This is a genomic window from Marinomonas maritima (genome assembly GCF_024435075.2).
Classification (GTDB): Bacteria; Pseudomonadota; Gammaproteobacteria; order Pseudomonadales; family Marinomonadaceae; genus Marinomonas; species Marinomonas maritima.
On record NZ_JAMZEG020000003.1, the window covers coordinates 568,781 to 590,514 of the forward strand.

At 41.4% G+C, this 21,734-nt stretch carries 19 protein-coding genes, 1 other RNA gene and 3 pseudogenes; 15 read left to right on the top strand and 8 right to left on the bottom strand.

Features of this window, described 5'->3' with window-relative positions; genetic code table 11:
- Positions 1-80 precede the first annotated feature (80 nt).
- From M3I01_RS14955 to M3I01_RS14980, 6 genes are all read left to right on the top strand, one after another.
- A complete protein-coding gene (locus M3I01_RS14955) occupies positions 81-1,262 on the top strand; it encodes a glycosyltransferase (RefSeq protein ID WP_255896685.1) in 1,182 nt (393 codons plus the stop codon).
- Between the two features lie 36 nt (positions 1,263-1,298).
- Positions 1,299-2,636 (top strand): PIG-L family deacetylase, encoded by a 1,338-nt coding sequence (locus tag M3I01_RS14960; protein WP_255896687.1) that lies wholly within the window; start codon positions 1,299-1,301, stop codon positions 2,634-2,636.
- Positions 2,637-3,110: 474 nt separating this feature from the next.
- Positions 3,111-3,845 (top strand): FKBP-type peptidyl-prolyl cis-trans isomerase, encoded by a 735-nt coding sequence (locus M3I01_RS14965; RefSeq protein ID WP_255896689.1) that lies wholly within the window; start codon positions 3,111-3,113, stop codon positions 3,843-3,845.
- Positions 3,846-4,089: 244 nt separating this feature from the next.
- Entirely contained in the window at positions 4,090-5,409 is a 1,320-nt protein-coding gene (locus tag M3I01_RS14970) for an O-antigen ligase family protein (protein WP_255896692.1), read from the top strand.
- Between the two features lie 44 nt (positions 5,410-5,453).
- Positions 5,454-6,869, top strand: coding sequence for an undecaprenyl-phosphate glucose phosphotransferase (locus M3I01_RS14975; protein WP_275565162.1), 1,416 nt, complete (start codon positions 5,454-5,456; stop codon positions 6,867-6,869).
- Between the two features lie 212 nt (positions 6,870-7,081).
- Positions 7,082-8,269: an IS4 family transposase gene (locus tag M3I01_RS14980; RefSeq protein ID WP_255896701.1), complete on the top strand. Its 1,188-nt coding sequence runs from the start codon at positions 7,082-7,084 to the stop codon at positions 8,267-8,269.
- 65 nt (positions 8,270-8,334) lie between these two features.
- Here M3I01_RS14980 and M3I01_RS14985 read toward each other — a convergent pair whose 3' ends face one another.
- The gene (locus tag M3I01_RS14985) at positions 8,335-9,282 is read right to left on the bottom strand and encodes an IS30 family transposase (RefSeq protein ID WP_255896702.1); all 948 of its coding nucleotides are present in this window, start codon (positions 9,280-9,282) and stop codon (positions 8,335-8,337) included.
- A gap of 71 nt (positions 9,283-9,353) precedes the next feature.
- Between M3I01_RS14985 and M3I01_RS18590 the strand changes: the two are divergent.
- From M3I01_RS18590 to M3I01_RS14995, 3 pseudogenes are all read left to right on the top strand, one after another.
- A pseudogene (locus M3I01_RS18590) lies at positions 9,354-9,482 on the top strand (transposase); the annotation flags it as partial.
- Between the two features lie 6 nt (positions 9,483-9,488).
- Positions 9,489-9,638: pseudogene (locus tag M3I01_RS14990) on the top strand (transposase); the annotation flags it as partial.
- A gap of 39 nt (positions 9,639-9,677) precedes the next feature.
- Positions 9,678-10,008 (top strand): annotated as a pseudogene (locus M3I01_RS14995) (IS4 family transposase); the annotation flags it as partial.
- Positions 10,009-10,060: 52 nt separating this feature from the next.
- Here the strand turns inward: M3I01_RS14995 and dnaJ are convergent.
- From dnaJ to grpE, 3 genes are all read right to left on the bottom strand, one after another.
- Complete coding sequence (dnaJ, locus tag M3I01_RS15000) at positions 10,061-11,191, bottom strand: molecular chaperone DnaJ (RefSeq protein ID WP_255896703.1); 1,131 nt, start codon at positions 11,189-11,191, stop codon at positions 10,061-10,063.
- A gap of 174 nt (positions 11,192-11,365) precedes the next feature.
- Positions 11,366-13,279 carry a molecular chaperone DnaK gene (dnaK, locus tag M3I01_RS15005; protein WP_255896707.1) on the bottom strand — a complete coding sequence of 638 codons (1,914 nt, stop codon included), beginning with the start codon at positions 13,277-13,279 and terminating at the stop codon, positions 11,366-11,368.
- Positions 13,280-13,381: 102 nt separating this feature from the next.
- Positions 13,382-13,960 (bottom strand): nucleotide exchange factor GrpE, encoded by a 579-nt coding sequence (grpE, locus tag M3I01_RS15010; protein ID WP_255896709.1) that lies wholly within the window; start codon positions 13,958-13,960, stop codon positions 13,382-13,384.
- A gap of 185 nt (positions 13,961-14,145) precedes the next feature.
- On the opposite strand from grpE, the gene recN reads away from it, so the two are divergent.
- On the top strand, positions 14,146-15,816 hold the full coding sequence (gene recN / locus M3I01_RS15015; protein ID WP_255896710.1) for a DNA repair protein RecN: 1,671 nt from the start codon (positions 14,146-14,148) through the stop codon (positions 15,814-15,816).
- Between the two features lie 72 nt (positions 15,817-15,888).
- On the opposite strand, the gene fur is transcribed toward recN, so the two are convergent.
- Positions 15,889-16,299, bottom strand: a complete 411-nt coding sequence (gene fur, locus M3I01_RS15020) for a ferric iron uptake transcriptional regulator (protein WP_112136384.1) — start codon at positions 16,297-16,299, stop codon at positions 15,889-15,891.
- Between the two features lie 69 nt (positions 16,300-16,368).
- On the opposite strand from fur, the gene M3I01_RS15025 reads away from it, so the two are divergent.
- Positions 16,369-16,686 carry an outer membrane protein assembly factor BamE gene (locus M3I01_RS15025; RefSeq protein ID WP_255896711.1) on the top strand — a complete coding sequence of 106 codons (318 nt, stop codon included), beginning with the start codon at positions 16,369-16,371 and terminating at the stop codon, positions 16,684-16,686.
- On the opposite strand, the gene M3I01_RS15030 is transcribed toward M3I01_RS15025, so the two are convergent.
- The 3 genes from M3I01_RS15030 to M3I01_RS15040 are packed head-to-tail and all read right to left on the bottom strand — an operon-like array spanning position 16,683 to position 18,760.
- Entirely contained in the window at positions 16,683-16,967 is a 285-nt protein-coding gene (locus tag M3I01_RS15030) for an RnfH family protein (RefSeq protein ID WP_255896712.1), read from the bottom strand. The genes M3I01_RS15025 and M3I01_RS15030 overlap by 4 nt on opposite strands.
- Entirely contained in the window at positions 16,957-17,400 is a 444-nt protein-coding gene (locus tag M3I01_RS15035) for a type II toxin-antitoxin system RatA family toxin (protein WP_255896713.1), read from the bottom strand. The genes M3I01_RS15030 and M3I01_RS15035 overlap by 11 nt, the downstream gene beginning before the upstream one ends.
- 1 nt (position 17,401) lies before the next feature.
- Positions 17,402-18,760, bottom strand: coding sequence for a sodium-dependent transporter (locus M3I01_RS15040; RefSeq protein ID WP_255896715.1), 1,359 nt, complete (start codon positions 18,758-18,760; stop codon positions 17,402-17,404).
- A gap of 181 nt (positions 18,761-18,941) precedes the next feature.
- Here M3I01_RS15040 and smpB point away from each other — a divergent pair, with 181 nt between their 5' ends.
- From smpB to M3I01_RS15060, 4 genes are all read left to right on the top strand, one after another.
- On the top strand, positions 18,942-19,421 hold the full coding sequence (smpB, locus tag M3I01_RS15045) for an SsrA-binding protein SmpB (protein WP_255896716.1): 480 nt from the start codon (positions 18,942-18,944) through the stop codon (positions 19,419-19,421).
- A gap of 88 nt (positions 19,422-19,509) precedes the next feature.
- Positions 19,510-19,871, top strand: a transfer-messenger RNA (tmRNA) gene (ssrA, locus tag M3I01_RS15050).
- Positions 19,872-20,154: 283 nt separating this feature from the next.
- Positions 20,155-20,802 carry a hypothetical protein gene (locus tag M3I01_RS15055; protein ID WP_255896717.1) on the top strand — a complete coding sequence of 216 codons (648 nt, stop codon included), beginning with the start codon at positions 20,155-20,157 and terminating at the stop codon, positions 20,800-20,802.
- Between the two features lie 215 nt (positions 20,803-21,017).
- On the top strand, positions 21,018-21,629 hold the full coding sequence (locus M3I01_RS15060) for a Yip1 family protein (RefSeq protein ID WP_255896718.1): 612 nt from the start codon (positions 21,018-21,020) through the stop codon (positions 21,627-21,629).
- Positions 21,630-21,734: the final 105 nt, after the last annotated feature.

A 21,734-nucleotide genomic window follows, 5' to 3' on the forward strand; every position in this document is an offset into this window, starting at 1 on the left:
AATGAGAATAAAGTAATAATGTCATCAATAGCGAAATGGCTATTTTATGACATGTTGTATTGGATTTTTTAGGAGGCTTGATGAAAATTGCGGTTGTTGTGAACTGTTTAAAAGTTGGCGGCATGGAAAGGGTAGCCTGTAACCTATCCGATGCATTTGCAAAACAAGGCCACGATACTCATCTGATCTACCTGAAAAATCGTAAGGTAGACGTTTCACCCAATGACCCCAGAGTCACGTTGCATCTTTTTGCGTTACAAAGAATGGTAATGCTCAGCGGCATTGGCTGTATTTGGCTGGTGCTATGCAAACTATTGAACGTCATTTTTCGTAAAACGTTTGTCTTGTTTTTTGCCTATGCAGAGGCCATCGCTTTTTCTTATAAACTAAAACAATTAGAAAAAAAAATCGGGCGATTTGATCTGATTGTTTTTCGTGGACAAGGCACCTTTTCACATATTTGGCCCCTACAAGACCCACGTTTCGTCTTTGTCTGTGAGAGCATGCAGAATAAGGCTCATTATGGTGCTCATTCAAAACGTATTTTTTCTTGGTTGTTTTCAAATCGACGTATGGTATGTGTATCAGAAGCGGCGACATCATCTTTTATAGATTTAATACAGACCTACAATATACCTTGTAAAAGCGTATCAACTATCAGCAATCCTAATGACTATAAAAAAATACGTCAGGATGCCTCTATCGCATCGGATGATGTCGACTATCACACAAAGCCCTACATACTGGGTTTAGGCCGTTTAGTGAACGGTAAAAACTTCCCCCTACTCATAGACGCTTATCATTATGCTCGGGAACACTTTGACATACAGCAAGATTTGGTGATCGTTGGTGAGGGCAGAGAAAGAGCTACAATCGAAAAAAAAATCAAACAGCTAGGATTAGAAACAAGTGCCTTTCTCAAAGGTCAGCAAAGCAATCCGTTCCCTTGGTATAAAGGCGCAGACGTTTTTGTATTAAGCTCAAAAAGCGAAGGTCTCGGCATGGTCATCATTGAAGCGTTAGCCTGTGGCACTCCAGTAGTCGCAACAAATTGCCCCGGTGGCGTTTGCGATATTATGCAAGGAGAGTTGAGTCGCTACTTAGCCGAACAGACGGTGATATCACTTGCTGAAAAAATAGCGCTGGCCTTAGAAAAAGACCAATCCGTTGCTTGGAGTCAAGACGTCGCCAAATCGTTAGAGAAATTTGATGGGGAATTCATAGTGAAACAATATTGCGACGCCTACTTATCTCATTCGTAAGCGATAGCCAACACACTATTTTATAAGAATAAACATATGAAAAAACTTGATTATCAGTACGCGTTGAAGCCTGACTGGCAAAGTGACGCAAGACTTGAAAAACAGACAACAGACAACCAAAGTAATATTGTAAATTTAACGTTATCGGATAACACAGGCTTCGCTGAATTAAACCCTGAACAATACACTTGGCTTTTGTCATTTACTTATCAATCGACCCATAAAAAAAAATCTGGGTCTGTGTGTGTCATATTAGAAAATAACGAACAAAATACCGTCAACCATCGACAATACTTTGAAGCAGGAGAAACAGGAACTAGATACTTAAATCTGAGTGGCCTTCTTGCTGATTATCAAACTCTCAGCCAATGGCAATTGGTATATGATCATTGCCTGTTAATGCCCGACGCGACATTGTTAGGATTTAAAAAACCAGATATTCACCATGGACCGATATTAATCATTGCCCCACACGCTGACGATGCAGAATTAGCTGCGTATGGTGTTTACAGTGATTTTTCAGATCAAGTGTGGATAACAACCATCAATGCAGGCCAAAATGTTCAATCATTAGACAGACAGTACATCACAGGCCTTGATGATAATTTAAAAGATGCGGTTTCTCGAAAAGCTAAGATCAGAGCATGGAACAGCATGACGACACCTCTTCTTGCTGGCGTAAAGTTTGAGAGATTATCGTCGCTTGGCTATTTTAACTTAACAAAAAACACATTTTATAACGCATCTGAAAAACAGCAAAATGACAGTGTATGCCCTGAGTTGACTCCGGCGATCAGTCGAGCATTGAACACCATGACACTTCCAAACGATGAATCAAATATTAGCTCGGGGAAGCGACTCGTTGACGATCTCGCCAGTTTGTTAGACCAGATAAAGCCAACAAGTGTTTTTGTTACCGACCCAGAAATAGACCCTCATCCAAAACATATTATGTCAGCTCATGCACTCGCCTTAGCGATCCAACAAAGCGGCCACATTCCCGATCGAGTCTTCATGTATGTAAATCATTTACGCAAGATCAAGAAATTCCCTTATGGTCCCGAACATGCCCGTACAGCGTTACCGCCTTGGTATGAATCTACATCGAAATTTGGGCACTATTCTTGCTATAGCCATCAATTAACATTAAAAACACAAAAAGAGAAAGTGGTCTCTTTTGATTCAATGCACGATTTACGCAGTAAACCCAGAATTCAAAAAATGCTAAAAGCATGGTGGCATAAAAAGGTTCTAAAAAGTGGTTATCAGTTTTATGGTTATCACCATTACTTCCAGACCCACATCAAAGCAAATGAAGTATTCACTTTTGTCGATGGCAAAACCTTCAGTGACTCCTTGCTTCAAAAAGAATAATAACCACCAGCAAAGTATGTAGACGATGAAAATGGTCAACATAAGATATTTGTCAGTTTACTGTAAGGGTTAGCGGATAAACAAAGTGGGTTTAGCAAACACCGTCATGGTTTTGTAAAATCGATTGTCTCACATAAGAATAGCGGATTAGTCTCACTTCACGTCTTGTGTTTTGTGGAACCATTCTTGAAATCAAAAAAGATCTTTTGAAACTCGAACAAAGTGTGCAGGTGAAGGGGTCACTTTGGTAAAGTGAGAACATAAAAATTGGCATAAACAGCCTACCTTATGTTAGAACACTTATGTTACAAAGGTACAACGGATCTGATTTTGCAAAGCACAAGGCGTATATCATTGTTCCTGCTTTGTTTTCGCCCCATGAAAAGCTGATCAAAATACTGTGCAAATCAAATTCCGTCTTAATGCTTTAGATCACTCAGTGATAAACCCACAAATAATGGAACACCTTTCCTTATGAAAAAAATAGTTATGAAAAAAACTCTGATTGCGGCGCTGGTTATCTCTTCCGTTTCTTTTGCGTACGCTGATGACAGTGCAATTAAACTGGACTCTAAAGAACAGCGTCTTGGCTACAGCATTGGCACCATGTTTGGAACGCGTATGTCACAAGACTTCTCTGACCTAGACATGAAAACCTTCATGGCAGGCTTCCAAGACTCATTTGCTGGAAAAGAAGGTAAAATGACCATGGATGAAGTGTCTCAAACCATCCAAACGTACCAGCAAGAACAAATGGCAAAAGCTCAGCTTGAAGAAGACAAAGCAGCTGAAGAAGCACAAGCGGCTTCTGCTGCTTGGTTAAAAGAGAAAGAAGCCGAAGAGGGTGTGAAAAAAACCGAATCCGGTTTGCTTTATAAAGTCATCACAGTGGGCAAAGGCGAAAAACCAAGCGCAACAGACACGGTTAAAGTGGATTACGAAGGCAGCCTAAGTGACGGAACCGTATTCGACAGTTCATATAAGCGTGGCGAAGCAATCACTTTTCCACTTAACGGTGTTATCCCTGGTTGGACTGAAGGTTTACAACTTATGCCAGTTGGCTCTAAATATGAGCTATATATCCCATCCGACCTAGGATATGGCCCAGGTGGAACTGGCCCTATTCCAGCACATGCCGCATTGAAATTTGTTGTTGAATTGCACGAAATTCAACAAGCAGATGCGCCAAAAGAAGAAACTAAAAAATAGAAACTAAAAAATAGAAACTAAAAAGCATCCTCTTACTGAATTAAAAAATGACCGTCATCATTGACGGTCATTTTTTATCTAAATAATTTCGAGCTAAAGCAAACATTTATTCATAATCAAGCAAGTCGACTATTAAGATGAATATCTTATATACCCATACCAACAACTTTTTGTATACTTACGTGCAAATTACACTTTTGGATTGACCTGTGATCTATCCATGTATACAAAACATGAGTTTAAAATGACATCAGCTTCTACCATCCTAACCAATATATTCAAACGTCGTACTTCAGTAGAACAACCAACATGGCTGGTTGTATTAGGAATCTTGACCGTCACCATTTATGCATTTTCTCGTACTGGCTTTCCAGAAGCAGCCAAAATTTCATCTGCTATTGCCTTCTTTACAGGCTTCTGGGGACTTTATAAATATGGTAGCCAAGTAAACAGCCATATACTACTGCGTTTTGTCTGGATAGCAGTCATCTTTCAGTTCATAGCATGGGGACTATCTCTGTACGTCACTCCTGAATGGGCTGAAGATACCCCTCAATTAGACAAAGTGACCCGCTGGTTTATTTTTATCCCATTTGCTTGGTGGGTTACACAACGCAAAAATTCTATTTGGCTAGTATGGAGCAGTGCAGCATTAGGTATATTAGTATCTCCTTGGGTAACAGGTGATGGTATACCAGAATTCATTAGAGGCCTAAATGGGGAGCGAGTGTTCTTTGGGCTTCGTCAAGCACAGCATACAAGTTTATTTTTCGGCGTTATTTTAATTGGTTTAATGTGTTTTGCTCGGCCAATTTTTCAAAAAAACAAATGGTTAATAATTCCTCTCATTATAACTTTTTCCTATTGTCTTTTAATTATTTATATCAATTCTTCCCGCCAGGCATGGCTATCACTTTTATTAACTATTTTTTTGGTAGCAACGTATTTCACCTTGAAGCGTTTTAATAGAGCACAGCCAAAGAAAAAAATAATCACTGGAACCCTATTTTTCATTGGCTTATTCAGCGTCAGCATTCTCCTAACCAGTAGTGATACAATGGTAAAAAGAGTGATGAAGGAAAAAAGTGCGTTAAATGCAATAGCAACATTAAACTTTGATGATGTACCTTATTCTAGCTTTGGCATACGTTTGCATAGCTGGATAGCGGCAACTGATTTTATTGCAGAAAAACCATTATTTGGCTGGGGGGATAATGGCAAAAGCTTAGTCATGAAGCACACCGAATGGCTGCCAGACAATATAAGAAATAATTTTGGACACCTACACAATACCTACATTGAACTCTTAGTAAACTATGGCATAGTTGGACTTGTCTTTTACCTTAGTATATGGGTTTATATAGGAAAACGCCTTTACAAACAAATAAAGACAGGGAAAATAGAAAAAGAAATTGGTTATTTTTTCACTAGTTTTTTAATTTTTTGGAGCATTATGAATTGCTTCGAAGCCTATCAAAATTTTTGGACTGGCTCTTTTTTCTTTATAGTTTTTATGACTGGTATTCAGTCAAAAATATGGCGTGCTGAATATAAACTCGTTTGAAAATAACGTCTACCATAAACGAAAAAATAATATATGAGAATCTTGTGAAACAAGGATTAGCGCTAAAAGAACACAGCACATTGCTCAATATAATACTTCGAAGTATAGACACACTTGCTCTTTTACTATCTGGTTTATTTTGCTTTTGGTTAAGATTTTCTGACCTAAATCTTGATATAACTTATAAAAATGTATTACTTCTAGAGATTTTATTAGGTGCTACCTGCCTTTCTTTTACAGGTGCATATCGAGCTTGGCGAGGATCATCTTTTTCTAGCGAAGTCCAGTGTGTTATAAAGGCTATATTAGGGAGTTTTTTACTTCTAATAATGAGTGGCTTTATCACCCAGTCCTCTGACAACTACTCTCGAGTATGGGTCGTTTCTTGGCTACTTACATCAACCTTTTTTATTCTAGGTTACCGGTTTACCCTCAGGCAATCACTTGGAATATTAAGATCAAAAGGCTACAACATAAGACGAGTTCTTATTATTGGAAATGAAGAGCTAGGACAAAGTGTCGCCAATAAGCTTATCCAAAATCCTGAAATGGGGTTAGCTGTAACTGGCTTTATAAGCGACAATAAATCAAGCTCAAAAAGCTCGTTGATAGAATCAATACCTACCCTAGGTAATTTAGAAGACATAGATAGACTAGTTAATGAAATGCATATAGACCAAGTTTGGATTGCGCTACCTATGAATGAAGTAAAAAAAATGGAGAAGGTACAATCCGCACTAAGAAACAGCTCTATAATAATTCGAATGGTACCTGATATTTTCGGTTTCCAATTATTAAACCATTCTATAACTGAAGTTGCTGGCCTACCCATTATTAATTTATCAACATCACATATGATAGAATCAAAATATCGATTACTTAAATCACTTGAAGACAAAATACTAGCCTTTATAATTATAATTTGTATTAGTCCAATATTACTTGGACTAGCCATCGCAATTAAACTGACATCCAAAGGCCCTATTCTATTTAAACAATATAGAACAGGTGTTAATGGAAGAGATTTTAAAGTTTACAAATTTCGTTCTATGATCGTTCATTATGAAAGTGACGGGGAAATAACTCAAGCAACGAAAGACGACATCAGAATAACCTCTATAGGGCAGTTTATGAGAAAAACATCTTTAGATGAACTCCCTCAATTTTTTAATGTACTACAGGGAAGAATGTCTATTGTAGGTCCACGCCCTCATGCACTAGCGCATAATGAACATTACAAGATATTAGTAGAATCTTATATGCAACGCCATATGGTTAAACCGGGCATTACAGGCTGGGCGCAGGTAAATGGCTTCAGAGGAGAAACCGATACTTTAGATAAAATGGAAAAAAGAATTGAATATGATCTTTTTTATATTGAAAACTGGTCGGTATGGTTTGATCTGGAAATAATTTTTATGACTTTATACAAAGGATTTATTCATAAAAATGCACTTTGATTTTAAATGCGGCGCTAAAAAGATAAAGAAATAATGTAATAGTTGGACTTCCCAGACTTTACTAACTAGACACCTATTGACGTTAAAATCTAGTTAAACCCTGAGGTATCCCCACGAATTTGATATAAATAACAATTAGTTAACATAAGAAGGGAACGTTCATGGCCCTTGGTGATCAATAATTTCGCCAAAAACAATCAAACACGAGAACCATGAACGCGACATCTATTCTGAACAAAATCCTTCCATTTGTCAGCCCAAATATGCATAAAACTCGACGCAAGGCGCTATCAGCTTGTGTACTCAGCTTAGCGCAAGGCAATCTTTGCACCGTGACTAGTATCGGTCGAGGCATCCAATCAAAAGCGTACGAAAAGCACCGCATTAAACGCTCAGACCGATTGCTCTCCAACCCGAATTTACACCACGAGGCATTATCGATTTACGCTTATATCTGCCGACTCTTTGTGATTCAAACGCGTCCAATCATTAGCGTGGACTGGTCTGATTTAGATGCTCGTGGACAACACTTTCTAATTCGTGCCAGTACGGCTTTTGAGGGGCGATCCATTACGCTTTATGAAGAAGTGCATGACAAGCTCACAAAAGAAAAGCCTAAAACACATCGACAATTTTTAAGCGTTTTAGAAGCACTGCTTCCAAGTAAAGTAAAGCCCATCATTGTAACGGATGCTGGATTTAAGACACCTTGGTTAGATGAAGTTGTGAAACAGGGCTGGGATTATGTCGGACGAGTCAGAAGGCCGCGTAAGTACTATGATGACTCGCTTCAAGCTTGGCGCTGCATATCCACTTTGTTCTCTAGTGCTAATCAAAAACCTAAGCATCTAGAGCTTAAACATCGTCAATCTAGTCCGATCACCAATCAGTTTGTTCTTTACAAGAGCCCACCTAAAGGGCGTCACTCCATCAATCAAAAAGGTAAAAGACGTGCTTCTTTATCTTCGCTTACCGCAGCCAGAGGTGCAAAAGAACCTTGGTTATTAGTGTCTTCTCTTCCCGTGAACCGTCTTTTTGCGAAACGTTGCGTCAAAGCATATGAAACGAGAATGCAAATTGAAGAAGGTTTTCGCGATATGAAAAGCAGCCGATTCGGCTTGGGATTTGAGTTGAGTTATACATCAAAGATAGAACGGCTAAGCAACTTAATCCTGCTTACAACTGTCACTGCGCTTCTGCTTGTTTTAGTCGGTAAAGTCATAGAGCTGGCAGGCTATGCAAAACGCTTCCAAGTGAACACTCTACGTAAGCGAAGAGTTCTGTCACACTTTTACCTTGGGAAACGAGCCATTATGACTCGTTTCCAGATATCAAAAAAGGAATGGCAGGACGGCATCAGGCAACTAGTCCAGCAGCTAAAACAAGGAGCCTATTCATGAGTAAATTTGTGGGGATACCTCAGAGTTAAACCCGAATTCAAGTCCGAAGTGCGACACTTTTTATTTCAAGCAACTAAGCACATTTCTTTAAAAACCATCGCTGGTTGCTTGAACCCTAGACACTTTTTTGGACGATAGTTTATTCGTCTCATCGCGAAGTGTATTCTCTCTTCTGTAACTTCTCTTAAATCAGTGCCTTTGGGTACATACTGCCTTAAAAGTCCGTTGCTATTTTCATTAGCGCCACGCTCCCAAGAGCTATATGGATGAGCAAAATACACTTTCGTATTTAATGCTTCAGCTATCTCAGCATGGTAGGCAAACTCTCGGCCATTATCGGCTGTGATCGTGTGTACATGATCTTTAAACGGCATCAATAACTCTATAGTCGCTTGAGTCACATCTTTAGCTGATTTCGAATCCACTTTCTTTATGAAGTAAAAGCGCGTCTTTCTTTCTAACAAGGTGACGATAGAACCTGTTCCATGTTTGCCTAAAACAGTGTCTATTTCCCAATCACCAAAACGCTTTTTTGTCTCTACAATGGCTGGGCGCTCATCAATAGAGACCTTGTTTTTAATCACTTCTGCTTTCGTTCGCTGGCCTTTCCGGTAGCGTTTTTTTCCTTGTCTCAAATGGCGATAAAGTGTCCCTTTGTTTCTTTTGTCATCATGGATGTACTGATAAACCCATTCATGACTAACAGGAACACCACAGTTTTTGAGTACGTCAGAGACTTGCTCAGGACTCCAGTCGATTTCAATTAAAATACGAATAAAATCAATCGTCTTTGATGATATGCGATATTTAGCGGATGTTTTTCGCCGTATTAAACAAGCGCTTTGAGCTTTGTCAGGGCAATATTCTGTTACTTTTTTATTCCGCTTTAGCTCACGATAAACCGTCGCTCTATGACAATTCAGTGTTCGTGCAATATTTGCCACTGATATTTCTTGTCCTAAAAAAGCGGAAATCTGGTATCTTTTGCCTTCGGTCAACTGCTGATAATTCATGATTGCAGTGTCGCACTTATTATCTGAATTTAGGAATAAGAGGTGTTTTATGAAGTCCAAACGTTCCCCCCGAAGAGTTCAAAAGAGAAGCGGTTAAGCAAGGTTATTCTGTTGCTGAAGTAGCTCAACGGCTCGATACGACTACTCATAGTTTATACGCATGGTTAAAAAAACCATTATCTGATCGGGCGGCTGAGGACTTACGATTGTTAGAGCGCATAAAAGAATGTCACATTGCCAGCGGAGGAACCTATGGAAGTCCATGGATACACCGCGATCTTCGTGATGAGGCGGAAATTTGTAGTGTGCATCGTGTCGCTAAAATCATGCGTAATAACAACATTAAAGCCCAGATTGGCTATAAGCGTCGTCATATCAAAGGCGGTAAAGTAGGTAAGAAAGTCGATCTAATCTACCAAGAAATGTGGGGGGATGTTGCTTGCCTACAACATTGTGCGTCGAGAGGCGAGTCATGCGGCAGCATCACATGGTCAACGAGCGAGCGATGTGCGCTTAAAAATGGCGTTTACTTTTATTGCTTCCAACGTGATCGTGATGGCAGCCGCTAAGCCAGAATTGAAGACAGGAATGCGCCTTAAGGAGCTAAGGTCTGGGGTGTGTAATTTGTTTTTGGAGCGAAAGAAAGCGAGACCTAGTAGGCCTCGCTTGGTCAAGCAATCAAAGACGAGATATCCGGTATCTCCTAATGCTGTTCCGCTTAAGTGAACAGCATTAGCCAAATAGGCGCCTTTTATAAACGATAGGAATAACAAACCTTTTATTTCTTAATGTCGTCAAAGAAACGCTTCACACCATCAAACCAATTTTTTTGCTTAGGTGAGTGATCTGTTCCCTCTCCCATGCTTTCAGACAATTCTGTGAATAACTCTTTTTGACGAGAAGTAAGGTTCACCGGTGTTTCGATCACAGCCTTACAAATCAAATCACCCACTGGACCGCCACGCACAGGCTTAACGCCTTTATTACGAAGACGAAATAATTTCCCTGACTGACACTCAGCCGTCACCTTCAGACGTACACGACCATCTAGCGTAGGCACATCAATTTCACCACCCAACGCGGCCGTAGTGAAGCTGATAGGTACTTCACAATATAAGTTCGCACCATCTCGTTCAAAAATACTGTGCGGCTTCACCGATACTTGAACAAACAAGTCTCCTGATGGTCCGCCATGCGTTCCGGCTTCACCTTCACCAGACAAACGAATACGATCGCCTGTGTCTACGCCGGCAGGAATTTTAACATTAAGTGTTTTGTACTCTTGCACTCGACCTTGGCCATGGCAATCATGACAAGGATCGCTGATAACTTGACCGGCACCATGACACTCTGGACACGTCTGCTGAACAGAGAAAAAACCTTGTGACATGCGGACTTGGCCTGCGCCACCACACGTACCACAGGTTTTCGGCGTTGAGCCTTTTTTCGCACCAGAACCTTCACACTTCTTACAATTCACCAGCGTTGGTATACGAATTTTTTCCTCGCATCCCCAAACTGCTTGTTCAAGGTCAAGCTCTAATGTGTAACGCAAATCGGAACCACGACGAGTTCGGCTTTGACCGCCACCACCACCGCCGCCAAAGATGTCACCAAACACATCACCGAAAACATCACTAAAACCACCCGCTCCAGCACCACCGCCGTAACCTCCGCCCTGACCATTAACACCTTCATGGCCAAATCGATCATAGGCTCCGCGTTTTTCATCAGAAGACAGGATTTCATACGCTTCAGCCAGCTCTTTGAATTTATCAAGTGCTTCTGGGTTATCTGGGTTTTTATCTGGATGGTACTTATTCGCTAAAGAACGATAAGCTTTTTTAATATCTTTCTTATCCGCGCTTTTGGCCACCCCAAGAACGTCGTAATAGTCTCTTTTGCTCATCGAAGGCATTCCTGAATTAAAAAGTCCGAATTAAAAAATCTGAATTGAAAAGTCCAAATCTAAAGAGTCTGCAAAGTCGTCAATCTAAGACATTACAAATAGCAAAACACGGTCCTAAAACCGTGTTCGCTATCAACAACCCTTTTTGACAAGGGCAAAAATAAGGTTTAACGCTTATTTTTTATCGTCTTTTACTTCTTCGAACTCGGCGTCAACCGCATCATCCTGAGACTTAGCTTGTTCACCTTCAGCTGGCTGTTCGCCGGCTTCTGCTTCTGCATACATCTTCTGAGCCAAAGTACCAGACGCTTGAGTCAACGCATTCGTTTTCTCTTCGATCTTCTCTTTGTCGTTAGACGTTAACGCTTCTTCAAGCTCAGTGATCGCTGTTTCAATCGCTTCTTTCTCTTCTGCTGTTGCTTTGTCGCCAGCATCAACCAACGTTTTACGAGTCGCGTGAATCATGCCATCAGCTGTGTTGCGAACTTGTACAAGCTCTTCGAACTTACGATCTTCTTCCGCGTTTGCTTCAGCGTCTTGAACCATTTTTTCAACTTCTTCATCGCTTAAACCAGAAGAAGATTTGATAACGATAGACTGCTCTTTACCGGTTGCTTTGTCTTTCGCAGACACACTCAAGATACCGTTGGCATCAAGATCGAAGCTTACTTCAATTTGTGGCACGCCACGTGGAGCAGGTGGAATGTCAGCCAAATCGAAACGACCTAGAGATTTGTTCTGAGACGCTTGCTTACGCTCACCTTGCAATGCGTGGATAGTTACCGCATTTTGGTTATCTTCCGCTGTAGAGAAAGTCTGAGATTTCTTAGTAGGAATCGTCGTATTTTTCTCGATCAACGCCGTCATTACACCACCCATTGTCTCAATACCTAGAGACAGTGGCGTAACGTCTAGAAGAAGAACGTCTTTTACATCACCAGAAAGTACCGCACCTTGGATAGAAGCACCAATGGCAACCGCTTCGTCTGGGTTCACGTCTTTACGTGGCTCTTTACCGAAGAATTCAGTTACTTTCGCTTGCACTAGTGGCATACGAGTCTGACCACCAACCAAGATAACTTCATCGATATCAGCAGCAGTCAGATCAGCATCTTTCAATGCTTGACGGCAAGGTTCAAGAGATTTCAATACAAGCTCTTCAACCAAAGACTCCAACTTAGAACGAGTCAATTTCACGTTCAAGTGTTTAGGACCAGACGCATCAGCTGTGATGTAAGGCAAGTTAACTTCTGTCTGAGAAGAAGAAGACAATTCAACTTTGGCTTTCTCACCTGCTTCTTTCAAACGTTGTAGTGCAAGTGGATCGTTATGCAGATCGATACCAGACGATTTTTTGAATTCAGCTGCTAGGAATTCGATAACACGCATATCGAAATCTTCACCACCTAGGAAAGTATCACCGTTTGTAGACAATACTTCGAATTGCTTCTCGCCATCTACGTCAGCAATTTCGATGATAGAAATATCGAACGTACCACCACCAAGGTCATAAACTGCGATAGTAGAATCGCCAGTGCTTTTATCTAGGCCATAAGCCAAAGCAGCTGCTGTTGGTTCGTTGATTATACGTTTCACTTCTAGACCAGCGATTTTGCCAGCGTCTTTTGTTGCTTGGCGCTGAGAGTCGTTGAAGTAAGCAGGGACAGTAATAACCGCTTCTGTTACTTTTTCGCCTAGGAAGTCTTCTGCTGTTTTCTTCATTTTCTTAAGAACTTCAGCGGAAATTTGTGGTGGCGCTTTCTTCTCGCCTTTCACTTCTACCCATGCATCGCCATTATCAGCAGCTACGATTTTGTAAGGCACCATAGAGATGTCTTTTTGTACAACATCATCTTTAAACTTACGACCGATCAAACGCTTAACTGCGAACACAGTATTTGTTGGGTTTGTTACCGCTTGACGCTTAGCAGATTGACCGACTAACACTTCACCATCATCTGCATAAGCAACAATAGACGGTGTGGTGCGATCGCCTTCAGCATTTTCAATTACACGTGCTTTCTCGCCATCTAATACGGCAACACAAGAGTTCGTTGTACCTAAATCAATACCAATGATTCTACCCATGGTTTGTCTCTCCAATAAATTCGTTTATTACAATGATGATTCTGTATTTGGGTCCGCTTTTTTATATTTCAAGCGCTTGGTGTCAAAAAAATGACAGGCAATTTAAGCCGCGCTTGAAACAACAACCATTGCCGGACGCAATAGACGGCCATTGAGCGTATAACCTTTTTGCACAACATCCATTACCGTGTTTGGCTCTAACTCAGGGTTTGGCACCATGGTAATAGCTTGATGTAATGCAGGGTTGAAAGGTTCGCCATGTGGATCAACCACGACCACTTCAAAACGCGCTAAGGTTTCAAGCAAGTCTTTTAACGTAAGCTCAACACCGTCACGAACAGGGTCTGATTCACCCGTTTCAGGAGCCGATGTCAACGCTCGTTCAAGGTTATCCGCAACATTCACAATTGATTTCGCAAATTTTTCGACACCAAATTTATGTGCCTTTTCAACATCTTGCTCCGCACGACGGCGCACATTTTGCGCATCGGCATGAGCTCGAAGTGCCGCTTCTTTATACTGAGCGACTTCTTCTAATGCTTTTGTAAGCTCATCATTTTCAGTAACTTCCTCTAAAAGCTCTGCTTCAGGCTCCAAAAGTTCTTCTACTGCTTCGTTTTGCGTTTCGCTTTTCAAAACTTGCTCCGCGTCTAGATTAGGATTTTTTTGCTGCTCACTCATTCTTTAACTCCAAATAACAGAAACAATTCTTTCTCTGTGCTGGTTATATGGGGACAGCTTTTTGCCTTTCAATACTAAAACCGCATTAATTTCATGGGAATTAAATTTGCGAACTAGTCTTGTCAAAAAACAGCCAACTACTGTATAAATAACCATATAAAATATTTTCTTTCTCGGAGCACTCTATGCTGACCAGTATCGCTATCTCCAACTTCGCCATTGTTGAATCCCTAGAGCTGGAATTCAAAAAAGGCATGACCGTGATTTCAGGTGAAACGGGCGCCGGTAAGTCCATTATGGTGGACGCCTTGTCTTTATGCTTAGGTGATCGCACTGACGCTGCGGTTGTAAGGCATGGCGAAAAAAGAGCTGACATAAGCGCCAGCTTCGATATACAGCAATACCCTCACGTTCATAAATGGCTTGAGGAAAGAGACCTAGAACATGACCAACACTGCATACTACGTCGCGTTATCAGCAAGGAAGGTCGTTCGAAAGCGTATATAAATGGCCGTCCTTGTACCTTAAGCGACTTAAAAGAAGTGGGCAGTCAACTTGTTGATATCCACGGACAGCACGAACATCAGTCTTTATTAAAAAAGAATGCTCAAAGACAACAACTTGATGCCTATGGCCAGTTAACCGACTTAAGTAAAAAAGTAAACCAGCAATACGCTGTTTGGCGACAACTAAAAGAAGAACTGTCCGCTCAACAAAATCGATCATCTGAACAGAATGCTAAAATTCAACTCCTCGCCTATCAAGCTCAAGAATTCCAGCAGCTTGATCTGCAAAAAGGTGAGATTGAAGCACTGGAAAACGAGCAAGCCTTTTTATCCAACATTGCTGATTCGCAATTTAAAGCCTATCAAGCCAGTGGCATTTTGATTGACAGCGACGAAGGCAACGTTTGCTCTTTATTACATCAAGCCATTAATAGCGCCAATCAAATCAACCCAACCACGAAAGAGCTCGAAAGCGCGCTCGATATGATGAATACCGCGCTTATTCAAGCCCAAGAAGCCGCGGATAGCTTACATCACTACCAAGATACGCTGGAGCAAAACCCAGAACGCCTCACCGAGGTAGAGCAACGCTTATCCGATATTTATGAAACGGCTCGAAAACACAGAACACTCCCAGAAACACTTTTAATACTGCGAGAAAGTGTCGAGACAGAATTGAATAGTCTGCAAGGCAGTGAAGAAAGCCTAGAATCACTGAAAGAAAAAGAAGAACAAGCCTACGAATCCCTAACTGCACTCGCCACAACATTGACCGAAAAACGAATAACAGCAAAAGACGACCTCGCTCAAAAAGTGGAAGAACAAGTTCATGGATTAGGTATGCCTCATGCCCGCTTCTTTATTCAGTGCCAACCACTTAATCAAGTGACGGCCAATGGGTTTGAAGACATAGAATACATGATCGCCTCAAACCCAGGACAGCCAGCTCAACCACTACGTAAAGTAGCATCGGGCGGTGAGTTGTCACGAATCAGTTTAGGTATCCAAGTGGTCACCGCGCATACATCAATTATTCCGACCTTGGTATTTGACGAAGTCGACGTTGGTATCAGCGGCGGTATCGCCGAAGTAGTTGGTCGCATGCTTCGCTCTGTTGGCAAACGCGGACAAGTTTTCTGCGTGACTCATTTAGCTCAAGTCGCTGCACAAGGTAATCAACACCTACGCGTCAGTAAATTAGTTGCGGACGAAGCAACATCATCACAAGTGGCATTATTAAAGGACCAAGAACGCACTCACGAAATTGCACGCCTATTAGGTGGGCTAGAACTTACAGAGCAAACCCTAGCGCACGCTCGTGAAATGCTTGGGAATGTTCAGTTACAGTAACAAGAAATTAAAAAAAGGGCTTAAACTCTGCAGTTTAAGCCCTTCACACTCACTAATAACGCAATAAAGCGTTTATTTTTTCTTTGGACGTACATACATAATCAAGCTGTGATCTTCAATATCGAAGCCATGTGCTTCAGCAATTTCATGCTGGCGTTGCTCAATAATAGGATCAACGAACTCAATTACTTTACCCGTCTCTAAACAAATCATGTGATCGTGATGATCACCTTTCGCTAGCTCAAAAACAGCTGTGCCCGCTTCAAAGTGATGGCGCTGAACCAAATCAGCTGTTTCGAATTGAGTTAAAACACGATAGACCGTTGCTAGGCCTACGTCTTCACCTTGATCGAGCAGGGTACGATAGACATCATCCGCGCTCATATGGCGGTCACCTGCAGTCTCAAGAATTTGTAAAATTTTCACTCTTGGCAAAGTTACCTTGAGTCCCGCTTTCTTTAGCTCTTGATTTTCGCTAGTCATGAGTCATTCTCTATTCGATCTTATTGATAATTACTTTATCATTAGCATACCAGAGTAAGGATAATACAAATGAAAAAATCAGTTTTTATACTATGCGCAGCACTTTCACTTGGCGCATGCAGTTTATTTCCACCACCTTACAAGGTTCCGGTAACACAAGGAAACCTTATAACGAAGGAACAGTTGTCACAGTTACAAGTTGGCATGTCAGAATCTCAGGTAACTTATCTATTGGGGAACCCAATGTTAAAAGATACCTTTAAACCAGACGAGTGGCATTATTTATACACCTCTCGATATGCAGCGCCAGATACCAAAAAAAGTGATGCTAACGACCTAGTATTAATTTTCAGCAATGGCGTTCTAACACAAATCAAAAACAACTAACTTTTTGTTGTTTTTGCTGCTCGGTTGACTCTAGCTTGTTTAGGGTCAACCGTCAGTTCACGATACAGTTCAACGCGCTCGCCTTCTTTTAACACTTGTTCTTCTGCATTACGCACCGTTTTTCCAAAAATACCCACTTTAATAGTTTCTACATTCACATCTGGGAAAAAAGCAGTAATATTGGAATGACGAACAGCATTGCGAACGGTACAGCCCTCTTCAACCTCCAACGTAATGATTTTTTGCTTATTAGGCAAAGCATAAGCCACTTCAACTCTCATACTGTTCACCGTATACCACTTTTGCACGCTTACTAAAAGAATCCACCATCGTATTGGCTATCTGACTAAACACGCCACCAAAAGCAAATTTCAGCATGCCGCTTAATTCAAAGTTAATACTCAACATAATTTTACAGCTAGTCGGTGTCAGCTCGGTAAAAGTCCATACTCCGTGTAGACTTTTAAATGGCCCTTGTACTAAGGTCATTTCTATTCGGCTGTAGTTTTCCAAAGAATTCTTTGTCGTAAAGGATTGCCGCACTGGCCCTTTACCCACATCCAAAGACGCGACGATTTCAGTCGGTGTTCTCGAAATCAGTGTAGAAGCCAAACACCCTGGTACGAACTCTGGATAACCATCGATATCATTAACCAATGCAAACATCTGTTCGCAGCTGTAATTAACATGAGCAAAACGCTCTATATGACTCAAACTAAACTCCTATCCAACCTACAAAGGTAATCACCAACATAGCAGGAATACTGATGTATTTTAACGTCTTATACCACCATTGGAAATGATTAGCCTGTTTCGTAATCATCTCATTTTGCAACATAGAATGCGGTATAAACCAAGCCACCAAAACAGACAATAATATCGCACCAACAGGCAAAAGAATCAGAGATGTAAACTCGTCTAACAACTCAAAAAAATTCATCCCAAAGATAATTTTGCTGTCCCAGTGATTAAAAGACAACAACACCGCAATACCAATCAACCAGACAGTCATTCCCATTAAAAAAGCCGCCTTCAAACGCGCAATGTAAAATTTCTCATGCAACCAAGCAACAAACAATTCCAACATTGATATAGCAGAAGTTAACGCAGCGACCACCAATAGTAGAAAGAAAACACTAGCAAAAAACTGGCCGCCTGGAAGACTACCAAAAATGATAGGCAAAGACACGAAGGTCAAACTTGGGCCCGCCTCCACATCGATTTGAAAGGAAAAGACTAACGGAAAAATAACCAAACCGGCCAAAATTGCCACCAGCAAATCCACTCCAACGACAATACTACAAGCACGAGCAATGGACATCCGCTTACTCATGTAAGCGCCATAGGCAAACATCGCCCCCATACCAACACTCAAACTAAACAGAGCAAGTCCGACAGCGGCAAGAACAACCTCAAACGTAATATCCTGCCAAGACCAACGAAACATAAAGTCCATTGCTTCAGATGTATTCCCGATCATCATGGAATAACTGGCCAGCAGAATCAAACTCACTACTAGAGTAGGCAACAATAAACGAACAACCGCCGACAATCCACGGGTAACAGACTGACCAACCGTCAACACTACCAGCGCAATAAAAACAGAATGCCAGAGCAACATCTCCGTTGGGTCTGATAATAAATCCCCAAACATAACGACAGCACCAACCTGGGTAATCTCTTTGAAATCACCCGATAAAGCACGCTCTAAATACGCAAGGGACCATCCCGCAATGACACTATAGAAAGTCAGAATTAAAAAACCCGTCACTCCTGCCAACCAAGGCACAAACACCCAAGCTTTATGAACAATGCGACGCTCACTTAAATCATTTACCGTATCAATAGGGTTAGAACGAACTGTGCGGCCCAACGCCACCTCTGCCATTAATACAGGAAGACCAACCAACAACAAACACAGGCAATACACCAACAAAAAAGCACCGCCTCCGTTTTCCCCTAAAACATAAGGAAATTTCCAAATATTCCCAAGCCCTACTGCCGATCCACTGGCCGCAAAAATAAATATCCATGGACTTGACCAGATACCTTGTAAACATCGACTTTCAGGCATAAATTTAAGCTCTAAATACACAACAAGTGTTTAAGGAAAGGAGGAAGATGTAGACGAGGCCAACAAACCCACAAGACCTAACCAGACAAATTAATTAACAAGTGCGAATTTTCTAACATTCAGGCGCATACCTCAAGAAAAGCATAGGTTTTTGCCGCTATCGACCGTATAATTTCTAACTATGAGTAAAGTAAAGAAAAAATCCAGTAGCACGGGCACTATTGCGCTAAATAAACGTGCAAAATTTGACTACTTTGTTGACCAGAAGTTCGAAGCCGGACTGGTTTTATCTGGTTGGGAAGTAAAAAGTCTGCGCGAAGGCAAAGCTCAATTAGTAGACGCCTTCGTTATCATTCACCAAAACGAAGCATGGCTTGTTGGTGCGCGTATTGTGCCACTACTTAGTGCTTCAACACACGTAGTCTGCGAGCCAATGCGCCAACGCAAACTGCTATTGAATCGCAAAGAGCTTGAGAAAATCATTCAAGTGACAGAACAGAAAGGCAAAACCTGTGCGGCCATGGCGCTGTACTGGAAAGGCAACAAAATCAAGTGTGAAGTGGCCTTAGTAACCGGTAAAAAAGACCACGACAAACGCGACACAGAACGAGACCGTGATTGGTCAAGAGACAAAGAACGACTAATGAAGCACAACATCTAACACTCTATTTCAATCGTGTAGATACGGAATATTTCAGCGTTATGTCTAGCGTAAACACATTGTTTCCGTTAGAATTGAGTTACTTTTTGGGGGCGACATGGTTTCGACGTCGGTTACAAACCCAAAGGTGCATGTCGAGAGTGATGCGTGATCTCGTTAATCCCCCGCATCAATTTTATAGTCGCAAACGACGAAAACTACGCTTTAGCAGCCTAAACCGCTGCTAGTGTGCTGCCCTCAGGTTGCTTGTAGCCAGAGATTCTGCAGTATCATAAATTACTAGATGCTAACCGATGCCCCGCCTAGGGATAAGGTTCTAAGATTAAGTAGGCTCGCCATTAACACCCTGTCCTTCGGGCGGTTCGTGGTCAAATAATTGAAGTGACTATGCATGTAGAGCCGATGGCAGAGGACTGACGGACGGGGGTTCGACCCCCCCCGCCTCCACCAATTAAACGGTTGTTTTTAGAAGGGTTTGCACTTTTAAAAAGGAACTGGATGCACGTATGAAGCATCAAATTTAAAACCACCTTCGGGTGGTTTTTTATTGCCTATCACTTATGTTCGCTCACTTAATTACCACGCTTAGCGGCCTTCAACTCTCTCATTTAAGTGCTACGTTAAAGTAAGGTTTTTGAAAAAGGCGTGGAAGCTGGGTTTTATACCTCCGTTTTGATCGTCAGGTATGTTTTTATATGTGTCGGATATTTGATAAGTAATGGAGAAGGCTAGTATGAAGTTTTTCACATTTTTGATGCTGTTTTCAGCGCTCCTAGCGGGCTGCTCGTCCAACATTAAGCTGTCTGGCCAAAATGTTAGCAATGTTGACTCGAATGTGAATATTGATAAATCTGCCGCTATTGCTGTGGTCTCAAGCGAGGAAGGTGATCCGCTCACCAACAAACGCTACATTCCCAACATTATAAGTGCATTCAAAGAACGCGGTTTTACTAATGTCTCTGAAACACAAAACAACCCAGATTATCGCCTAGTAGTGAACTTCACCTTAGAAACCAAGACTGAAACAAAACAAGTTCCTATTTTCAATAACGAGCGAAACCGCCCTTATACCATTTGCCGCAGAAATGCCGACTCGAACACACGAACCTGTATCACTCGCTATCGACACTTTATGGAACCCATCGTTAGTGGCTACAAAACGATAGACACGCCAACGAATATTTATACTTTTCAATTCAAACTGACGGACAAACAGAATAATCTTATTTTGGACTCGACCAATACCGTAGTTCATGCGAGCTGTTCAAAATGGAAAATGTTCGAGTTCTTAGCAAAAGATGCAATCGTTAGAGCTAACTTTAATAATCCAGTAGACAAACCTTACGCTGTCGAGATGAAACAAGATTACAACTGCCAATAAAGTTGTTCCATAACAATGAAGCACAAATGAATTTTGACCTGCTTTACTCCTTTATCACCCTAAAGCTTACTTTTTTATAAGAAAAAATTATTACCTTTTTCGTTTTTTCTTACGTATCTATCTATACTGCATATAAGCCACTTTTGTTTGGGCGTGGCTGCATCAGGAGTTTTTCCAAATCCATTACGCTCACGTTGTGAAGCAAGGGGGAATCCATGATCAATCATGTTTGGGGTCTTATTCATCATCCAGATAAGGAATGGCGAGCTATTAATGAGGAACATGAATCCGTAAGCCACATGTTCTATCACCATGTCCTTTGGATGGCAGCAATTCCAGTGGTGAGTACTTTCATTGGAACAACACAATTTGGTTGGACATTTGGAGGCAGTGAAGCGATTAAGGTTTCTTTTATGGATGGCCTTAGTTTGGGGGTTTTGTTTTATGTGTTGATTCTCGCTGCTGTGGCAATGGTCGGTAGCTTAATTCATTGGATGGCTCGAAATCACGCCAACCGCCCACCTCGCCAAGAGTGCATTGTATTTGCAGGCTATATTGCCACGCCAATGTTCTTAAGCGGTCTATTTGCCATATATCCGATCATTTGGCTGTGCTTACTCGCTTGCGTGGCTGGCGTAGCCTATACAGGCTACTTACTTTATCGAGGCACGCCAAGCTTTTTAGGCATCAGTCATAAACAAGGATTTATACTTTCCAGCACGACATTAGGCATTGGGGTTTTGGTATTAGAAGCCTTGCTCGCCGCGGTGGTTTTGCTTTGGAGCCTAGGGTCTGAGCATAGTATTGTTTGGAGTTTCTTTCAGTAATTGACCCTTTTTACACTTAGATAGCTAAAGCAGATGCCTCTTCTTCAGCAAACGACGGAACTTTTTCCGTCGTTTGCTTTCCTACTCTCCCTTATCCTTGTGACT

What these genes read in the sequence shown, in the direction of transcription:
- M3I01_RS14955 (WP_255896685.1), top strand. Translation starts at nt 81, where the DNA reads ATGAAAATTGCGGTTGTTGTGAACTGTTTAAAAGTTGGCGGCATGGAA.
- M3I01_RS14960 (WP_255896687.1), top strand. Translation starts at nt 1,299, where the DNA reads ATGAAAAAACTTGATTATCAGTACGCGTTGAAGCCTGACTGGCAAAGT.
- M3I01_RS14965 (WP_255896689.1), top strand. Translation starts at nt 3,111, where the DNA reads ATGAAAAAAATAGTTATGAAAAAAACTCTGATTGCGGCGCTGGTTATC.
- M3I01_RS14970 (WP_255896692.1), top strand. Translation starts at nt 4,090, where the DNA reads ATGACATCAGCTTCTACCATCCTAACCAATATATTCAAACGTCGTACT.
- M3I01_RS14980 (WP_255896701.1), top strand. Translation starts at nt 7,082, where the DNA reads ATGAACGCGACATCTATTCTGAACAAAATCCTTCCATTTGTCAGCCCA.
- M3I01_RS14985 (WP_255896702.1), bottom strand. Translation starts at nt 9,282, where the DNA reads ATGAATTATCAGCAGTTGACCGAAGGCAAAAGATACCAGATTTCCGCT.
- dnaJ (WP_255896703.1), bottom strand. Translation starts at nt 11,191, where the DNA reads ATGAGCAAAAGAGACTATTACGACGTTCTTGGGGTGGCCAAAAGCGCG.
- dnaK (WP_255896707.1), bottom strand. Translation starts at nt 13,279, where the DNA reads ATGGGTAGAATCATTGGTATTGATTTAGGTACAACGAACTCTTGTGTT.
- grpE (WP_255896709.1), bottom strand. Translation starts at nt 13,960, where the DNA reads ATGAGTGAGCAGCAAAAAAATCCTAATCTAGACGCGGAGCAAGTTTTG.
- recN (WP_255896710.1), top strand. Translation starts at nt 14,146, where the DNA reads ATGCTGACCAGTATCGCTATCTCCAACTTCGCCATTGTTGAATCCCTA.
- fur (WP_112136384.1), bottom strand. Translation starts at nt 16,299, where the DNA reads ATGACTAGCGAAAATCAAGAGCTAAAGAAAGCGGGACTCAAGGTAACT.
- M3I01_RS15025 (WP_255896711.1), top strand. Translation starts at nt 16,369, where the DNA reads ATGAAAAAATCAGTTTTTATACTATGCGCAGCACTTTCACTTGGCGCA.
- M3I01_RS15030 (WP_255896712.1), bottom strand. Translation starts at nt 16,967, where the DNA reads ATGAGAGTTGAAGTGGCTTATGCTTTGCCTAATAAGCAAAAAATCATT.
- M3I01_RS15040 (WP_255896715.1), bottom strand. Translation starts at nt 18,760, where the DNA reads ATGCCTGAAAGTCGATGTTTACAAGGTATCTGGTCAAGTCCATGGATA.
- smpB (WP_255896716.1), top strand. Translation starts at nt 18,942, where the DNA reads ATGAGTAAAGTAAAGAAAAAATCCAGTAGCACGGGCACTATTGCGCTA.
- M3I01_RS15055 (WP_255896717.1), top strand. Translation starts at nt 20,155, where the DNA reads ATGAAGTTTTTCACATTTTTGATGCTGTTTTCAGCGCTCCTAGCGGGC.
- M3I01_RS15060 (WP_255896718.1), top strand. Translation starts at nt 21,018, where the DNA reads ATGATCAATCATGTTTGGGGTCTTATTCATCATCCAGATAAGGAATGG.